The sequence below is a fragment of the Marininema mesophilum genome, from assembly GCF_900106775.1.
In the GTDB taxonomy this organism is placed as follows: Bacteria; Bacillota; Bacilli; order Thermoactinomycetales; family DSM-45169; genus Marininema; species Marininema mesophilum.
Genome location: NZ_FNNQ01000019.1, coordinates 37457 through 45622, shown reverse-complemented (window position 1 = coordinate 45622; position 8166 = coordinate 37457). Strand labels below are relative to the sequence as shown.

The following is an 8166-nucleotide window of genomic DNA, read 5'->3' as shown; positions in this document are numbered from 1 at the left end:
TTGATCCGTGCTTTGTGCCAATTGGAACCGCCTTTGGTTCGTTGGCTCATGATGCGCTGTGCTTTGGCTAGCTTCTTTTCGTACTGGCGGAAATAGCGAGACGGTTTTACTTGGGTTCCGTCCGTTAGAATCGCAAAGTCTTTCAGCCCCAAATCAACACCGATACAAAGTACTTCCCCGTGGGATTACGCCGGATAGTTGCAGAAAGAATCCGTCCCTCTACTTCACGGGATTTGGCAACCTTCACCCATCCGAGTTTTGGGAGCCGGATCCGATTGGCTATCACCTCGATGGTGGCCTTTCCCTTTTTCGGATGGTTACATTGACTGGTGTAGGATTGGACACGGTTTCGTTTACTTTTAAAGCGAGGACGGTCATTTTGCTTTTTGAAGAAGCGAGAGAAGGAATCTGCTAGGTGTTTCAAGGTATTTTGAAGCGAAGTAGAATCGACTTCCCGTAGCCAATCGATCTCTTTTTTTAAGGCAGTCAGTTGGGCAGAACAGGTTCCATAGGTCAGACCTTTTCCTGTGCTGTCATAGGATTCGTTCCATCTGGCTAGAAAGTGATTAAATGTGAAACGACTACATCCAATGGATTTATGGATGAGAATGGTTTGTTCCTTTGTTGGATACAAGCGAAATTTAAACGCTTTGTGCATGGGTTTACCTCCCCTTTATCTAATTATATACGGGGATTGTCAGCCTTGCGAGAGGGAAGATCACCCCTCTCTCGTCTGACGCTCGCTTTCATCCCAACCCTGAAGGGCTGGGTTTTCCCGCTCGTAATCTATAAGCAATCTGGGCCCGGTGGATTTACCGGGCCCAGATTGCTTATACGGGTATCCCCTGCAAAGATAAGCAAGGGGGGCTTGCTTCTTACTGTTTATCTTGGAGAGGATCATATCAAATCTGCATGGAGCTTTACATATCCTTCATTCTGTTTCGGTACTTCTCATGCGGATCCAGCCATTGCTCTCTATTATTTCTAGGTACTTCACTAATCGCGGGAGAACGGGCTCTGCCTTTTCACCAAATTGTTCTTCCAAGGCATTGGCTAGATCCTCTACAGTCATTTTCCCAGTGCATCGCGATAAGACAAAACTTCCGATCACATCCAGCTGAACACGAATGGCTGTAGGCTGTTTTAACCATCGGATGGATAACCGTTCTAGCCACCCTGTTCGAGGGATAATCAGCGTAGAAACATCCTCCCCGGCTTCCCCCTTCTTTTCAAGTTGAAACTGTTCTTTGAGAATAGGTGCCATCGTAAGCATATTTTTTTCTTTCCTTTTGCCAAACATCCACCATCACCGCCATCATTATTTGGACCCAGTATCAGCTTTGGTCCGTTCATTAGATGCTCGATGAGCGATCCACCATAGGAGAATCCCTACTAGGAGGAAAACACCAAGGGAAACCCACATATTTTCATTCAATGGCGTGGTTGGGATAGAGACACCACCTACAATCAAAATCGCGATCACAACACCAATCAAGGATTCACCAGCGATCAGTCCCGAAGCAAAGAGAACACCTGCATCGTTACGTAGTTTCCGAACACCCTCCTCCTTCGAGAAGAGATCGATAAGCCACCGAATCGCTCCACCTACTACTATCGGAGTACTCACATGGATGGGCAAGTAGACGCCTACAGCTACAACCAATGAGTTCAAACCAAGAAATTCAATCACAATCGCAATTCCTGCACCAATAAAGATGAGGTCCCAGGGAAGGTCACCTTTCATAATGCCTTCAATGATTGTTTTCATTAACACGGCTTTCGGAGCAAGCAATTCTTTGGAACCCACTCCATAGGCTTGGTTTAATATCACCAATACCATACCGATCACTAAACCAGACGCCACCACACCGATCATCATAGCGATCTGTTGTTTCCATGGTGTTCCACCAACAAGATGACCTGTTTTTAAATCCTGTGAGATATCTCCTGAAACCGCCAAGGCTGTACAAACGACAGCTCCTATAATCAAGGCGGCCATCATCCCATGCATTCCACTCATGCCAGTCGCTTTGAAAATAAAAGTGACGATCAGAATGGTCGCAATCGTCATCCCCGATACAGGAGATGAAGAACTACCTACGATCCCAACAATCCGGGAAGAAACCGCAACAAAAAGAAACCCAAAGACTGCGATGGAAAGAGCACCAATCACTCCTACATTGGTAAGAGGCGTAAAAGCGAGAATTAAAACAACAACTAATACACCAATCCCAACCCATTTCATCGGGATATCCCGATCCGTCCGTGCTAGTCCTTGTCCTCCTTGTTTGTTTTTACGTGCACTGCGCATGGTTTCACCAATGGAGGTAACCAGCGTAGGTAAGGTCTTCACCATCGTGATCAACCCAGCGACAGCCACTGCACCTGCACCGATATAAGTGATATATCCCTTCCAGATTCCCCAGGCATCCAACTTCGCAATGGGTGCTTCAGCAGGGAAGATCGTCTGACCCGTGCCCGCTCCAAAAAAACTAATCAAAGGAATAAATACTACCCAAGCAAGAAGTCCACCCGCCATCATCTGGCCAGCGATACGAGGGCCGATGATATAGCCAACTCCTAACAACGCAGGGAAGGTATCTAGTCCAATCACTGCGTTTTTAAACTTACCAATCTGGGTTTCGATCTCCGTTTTAAAGAGCATAAATCCATCGCCCAGCGCTTTAACCAATCCGCCTACTAAGAAACCTACAGCGATCAAACGTGCATTTTTGCCCCCAGTTTCACCACTTTTGAGCACTTCAGCACATGCCGTTCCTTCTGGGTATGGAAGTGTTTCATGCTCATTGACGATTAGCAATCGACGGAGGGGAATCATCATAAATACCCCAAGAAATCCACCTGTCAATACAATAAATGCAATCATCGCTTGACTCGGGTTCAGATCCCATAGAAACAAGGCAGGGAGAGTAAATACAGCACCTGTACCAATTGCTTCCCCTGCAGTCGTTATCGTTTGCACGATGTTGTTTTCTAAAATGGACTCCCGACGAAAGATCCCTCGTAAAATCCCCATTGAAATAACTGCCGCAGGGATGGAGGCGGATACAGTCAGTCCGATTTTTAAACCTAAGTAGGCATTAGCCGCACCAAAAACCACCGCTAACACAATTCCTAACACACAAGCGATCCATGTTAATTCCGGCAACGTCTTATCCGCAGAAACATAAGGGACAAACCCCGTCTGCCGCGTGTTCTGTTTATCACTACTCATCGCTACCCCTCTTTCTCCAGCTAGGTCTATGAATGTCACACGATCCTACTTATATGGGAAATAACTAGCTTCCTTATATTCCACTTCATTACTTATAAATCTGCTTATATTCCCTTCATATAATGCGAAGGAAGCCCTATTACCCTTCCCGTAAAACCTGATTATTTACACCCACAACCCTGGACTAAACGATTCTAACATGTAATATAAAAATAATAAATTACTTATAAAAGAATTAGGAACCCCATACTAAGCCTCTATGCGGAGAAATTACGCCAAAATATGTTCAAAATTACTATTTTATCCTATATCACTCGTCATTCGCCAGCTCATTTGATTGCAAAAATTTTTGCTTATCGAGGGGTTTAAAAAGACGATCCGAATAACATAAGTTTTCCCATCTATCGCTCAAAATTATTACCACTCCACTTAAGAGTACCCATAGCCATCATTAAACAAAAATAGCTGTTTTCTTCTTCAAAAATTCTCTATACCATAAGGAGTAAGAGCTTTTATTTTGAGGGGGTATATCCATGCTTACGCCTGAGCTTAAAAGCGAACTAACGACGATCCTAGGTGCAGAATATGTCTGTGATGATATGGAAAGTTGTATAAGTTACTCCTATGATGCCACCCCACTTTATCAAGCAATCCCAGACGGGATCGTCTTTCCCAAAAATACAGAGGAGATACAGAGAATCCTCCGTCTCGCCCATCAGCATCACATCCCTATCATTGGCCGTGGCTCAGGCACCAATCTAGCTGCGGATACGGTCCCTACACAAGGAGGGATCGTGATGGTAATGACTCGGTTGAACCAGATCATCGAAATTGACACCGATAATTTAACCATTACTGTCCAGCCCGGCGTCCTGACACAAACGATCCACAATGCCGTGGAAGCGAAACAGCTCTTTTACCCTCCCGATCCGAGTAGTATGAAAATCTCCACCATCGGAGGGAATATTGCTGAGGGTTCAGGCGGATTACGGGGGCTTAAATACGGAACGACCCGAGACTATGTGCTTGGGCTTGAAGCAGTACTTGCAAACGGAGAGGTAATCCGTACCGGGGGAAAGCTGTACAAAGATGTGGCGGGTTACGATCTTACCCGCCTTCTTGTCGGTTCCGAAGGAACCCTTGCGATCATCACCGAAGCCACCCTTAAACTAATCCCCTTACCTGAAACTCGACGTGCTATGGTTGCTCACTATGCCGATTTAGACACCGCTGCACGAGCGGTCTCTGCAATCATCTCCGCCCGGATCATTCCCTGCACCTTAGAGTTTATGGATCAAGGGACGATCCAGGTAGTGGAGGATTATGCTCAAATCGGCCTCCCACGCGATATGGCAGCCATCCTACTCATTGAACAAGACGGACCCCACCTCTTAGTCGAACAGGACATTACAAAGCTTCATCAGATCTGTCTTGATAGTGGTGCTACTCACATCGAGGTTGCGCAAACTTCTGCAGATGGCACACAGTTAATGGCTGCACGACGAAACGCTCTCTCCGCCCTTGCACGACTACGCCCTACTCTCATTCTCGAAGATATCACCGTACCGCGCTCGCAAATTGCTCCGATGGTACGTTCTATCACAGAAATCTCCCGTCGTTACGACCTCACCATCTGTACCTTTGGCCATGCTGGCGATGGTAACCTACACCCCACCATTCTTACAGATGCCCGGAATTCCGAAGAGATCACCCGAGTAGAAAAAGCTCTTGCCGACATGTTTGCCACTGCTATCCGCCTAGGTGGAACGATTACTGGAGAACATGGTGTGGGATTAGCTAAAGCACCTTTTCTAGAATGGAAAGTTGGCCGTACAGGCATAGTTGCTCTCCAGGGGATCAAGAATGCCCTTGACCCCACTGGCATCCTCAATCCAGGTAAGATTTTCACACAGGTTCCAACTGAACAGGAGGGGACAAAGAAATGACTTCATGGAACGATGTTGGCAAAACACTCACCCTCACTTTAGATGAAGAAGAACTGACTCGTTGTATGCGATGTGGTTTCTGTTTACCTGCTTGTCCCACTTATCGTGAAACAGGGCGTGAAGCCGCCTCCCCTCGAGGTAGAATCGCTCTCATGAAAGCGGTCCATGAAGGGAGGATGATCCCAGACAGCTCCTTTCAAAAACAGATGGATTTTTGCCTTGGTTGCCGTGCTTGTGAAAGCGACTGTCCCGCCGACGTGCACTTTGGCCATCTGTTAGAGCAATCCCGTGCCGCTATTGTTTCACACGCTCCTTCGCCAACCTGGAAAAAATACATGCGGAAATTCTTTTTTCACGCCCTCATTCCCCATCGTAGACGACTCCGTCTGGTCGGTGCTTTTCTCGCACTCTATCAACGATCAGGTATCCAAAGGTTATTGCACCGTTCTGGACTATCTAAATGGCTAATGCCTTCTCACCTCCAACAAGTAGATGAAGTGCTCCCCCTTGCTAGTCCTTATGGCATCCGCGAACGAGTCACCACTGAACGACTCCCTGCAATCGGAACCCCTCTCGGACGCGTTGCCCTTTTTCAAGGATGTATCATGGATGTGCTCTTTGCAAAAACGAATCACAATACAGCCAAAGTGTTACAAGCGGCTGGATACGATGTTATCATTTCCAAGTCACAGACATGTTGCGGAGCTCTACATGCCCATTCAGGAGAAGAAGAAAAAGCTCGCCTGCTTGCACAGCAAAATATTAAAGGGTTTCAGGGGATAGATATCGATTGGATCGTTTCAAATGCTGGTGGCTGTGGTGCACATCTCATCGATTATCCTTATTTACTAAAGGATGACCCCCAGTGGGCCACAGCGGCGCAATCCTTTGCTCATCGAATAAAAGATGTCAGTGAATTACTTGTTGATGGACATTCTCTCAACCTTCAACCCATCCACGAACGAGTCACCTATCAAGATTCCTGTCACCTTCGTAATGGTATGAAAGTGATCAAAGAACCCCGAACCCTGCTGAATACCATCCCTGAAATCGACTATATCGAACTTGTTGAATCCGACCGTTGCTGCGGATCTGCTGGTATCTACAATCTCACCCACCCTCAAACCTCCCAACAACTCCTCGATGAAAAAATGCAGCATCTTCACCATACCCGGGCAGCTATTTTGGTTACCTCAAACCCAGGTTGTCTCATCCAAATGAAAGTGGGAATTCAGCGAGCTGGACTAGAAAACCATATGAGAGCTGTTCATCTGGTAGATCTTTTAATAGAAAGCATGGAGGGGGACAGAACCTGAATAACGGGATTAGAGCAAATTTCACTGGAAATTATGGGGCGTCCAATTATAAAAAATATTATTTCCAACCTCCCTATCTCCCCTTAATTTCCCTGAATTAACACCATAAAGCCTTGTTACACTAAAATTTTTTAGTAATAAAAACTTCTATCTTCTAAAATTAAGGTCAACCTACTACAATTTATCCTCTAATCGATTTCCAATTTTCTACTTTTGGTGTAGAATAGCCATGGCCTTAAAAGTTATGAGATGGAGGGTGATTCGTGTTGAGTGCACTGGATATCCATGAGATTGGGGAAATTATCCGAAAGGTTAGGAAGGAAAAAGGGTTGCGATTGGAAGATTTAGCTGATAAAAATATTTCCCCGGCTACCATAAGTAACATTGAACGCGGTATTCCTCATGTCAATCCTCAGCGTGCTACTTACCTATTGCAAAAACTAGATATTCGTTTAGAGGATATACCTAACCTTATGGTCCAAGAAAAAGAGGCTCTTCATGATTTAAAATTTAAGTTGTTTGCTATTGAATCCACCCGTGATGCAGGTAATCCAGATCAAGCTCTCCGACAATTAAAAGGGCTCCAAGTAGATGATAGCCACCCTTATGCTGCCAAGATTTATTATCTATTAGGAACCTGTTTAAACAAACTGACTCAGTTCGAAAGAGCCCAGCGCCTCCTATTTGATGCCATTCGTTTATCGAACCAGAATCCCTACGGCAAAAAAAATAATATTGCAGCCGCTAGCTTCTATGAATTAGGTCTCAATAGTTATCATCATCACCGTTTAGAACAAGCATTGGCTTATGTAGAAAACGGACTTGAAGCTTTTGTTGATGATGGTGAAGGAACCCACTTAAAATTCAAGCTCATCGAAAATAAGGCGGTCTACCTAGAACACCTTGAAAGGGTTGGTGAAGCTCTTAAAATTATCGAGGATCACTGGGATGCTGCCTTGGTATCCCAACATATTGATACTATTCTTGGATTTTATACTTGGCGCTCTGAACTATTATCCCGATTACAGCAATACGATGCCGCATCCGCCTTCTGTTTAGCAGGGATAGAGATCGCTAGAATAAATAAGCAACACAACCGATTATTTAACCTGTGGACCATTTTAGCTAATATTCATATGAGTAACTCACAATGGAAAAAAGCTGAGGAATGCTTTCAAGTTGCTTTGACTCTAAAGAGTAGCACCCTTCATCAAAAAGATTTAGCCCACGCCCATATGCGACTTTCCACTCTATATATACAACAAGAACGCTGGGAGAAAAGTTTAGGTTCCATTAATCAAGCGATCTCCTTATATAAATTAATTAAAGATATGCCTCGATTAGCCGATGCCCTTACCACTCTTGGGAAATATTATTGCATTCAGAAGAACCGACACACAGCCATTACTCATTTTCAAGAGGCATTAGATATTGCACACAAGTATCACCTATTAAATAAAAAAGTTGATATCCTCTTTCTCCTTGCTCGATGTTGGGAGAATATTGATAGAAAACAGTTTCAATTATGTTTAAATGACATGTATAAAGTAAAGCATGAGCTTACTGCTGACGAGTAACGGTTAGACTAATTAGTTAATCAGAAAAGCAAAGCACAAAAAAAGAGAGTCCCCTATTAGGTTAGGGCTCTCCTGTACATCCACTGCTTCCC

At 44.8% G+C, this 8166-nt stretch carries 5 protein-coding genes and 1 pseudogene; 3 read left to right on the top strand and 3 right to left on the bottom strand.

Going from position 1 to position 8166, the window contains the following annotated elements; all coding sequences use genetic code 11:
* The 3 genes and pseudogenes from BLV90_RS14740 to BLV90_RS14730 all read right to left on the bottom strand — a co-directional run.
* Positions 1-658 (bottom strand): annotated as a pseudogene (locus BLV90_RS14740) (RNA-guided endonuclease TnpB family protein); the annotation flags it as partial.
* A 273-nt stretch (positions 659-931) separates the two neighbouring features.
* A complete protein-coding gene (locus tag BLV90_RS14735) occupies positions 932-1273 on the bottom strand; it encodes a PqqD family protein (RefSeq protein ID WP_245726379.1) in 342 nt (113 codons plus the stop codon).
* A gap of 45 nt (positions 1274-1318) precedes the next feature.
* On the bottom strand, positions 1319-3235 hold the full coding sequence (locus tag BLV90_RS14730; RefSeq protein ID WP_091742731.1) for an OPT family oligopeptide transporter: 1917 nt from the start codon (positions 3233-3235) through the stop codon (positions 1319-1321).
* A gap of 533 nt (positions 3236-3768) precedes the next feature.
* Here BLV90_RS14730 and BLV90_RS14725 point away from each other — a divergent pair.
* The 3 genes from BLV90_RS14725 to BLV90_RS14715 all read left to right on the top strand — a co-directional run bounded on the left by BLV90_RS14725 (position 3769) and on the right by BLV90_RS14715 (position 8074).
* Entirely contained in the window at positions 3769-5181 is a 1413-nt protein-coding gene (locus BLV90_RS14725) for an FAD-binding oxidoreductase (protein WP_091742729.1), read from the top strand.
* Positions 5178-6497, top strand: a complete 1320-nt coding sequence (locus tag BLV90_RS14720) for a (Fe-S)-binding protein (RefSeq protein WP_091742727.1) — start codon at positions 5178-5180, stop codon at positions 6495-6497. Before BLV90_RS14725 ends, BLV90_RS14720 begins: the two co-directional genes overlap by 4 nt.
* 263 nt (positions 6498-6760) lie before the next feature.
* Entirely contained in the window at positions 6761-8074 is a 1314-nt protein-coding gene (locus BLV90_RS14715; RefSeq protein ID WP_091742725.1) for a helix-turn-helix domain-containing protein, read from the top strand.
* Positions 8075-8166: the final 92 nt, after the last annotated feature.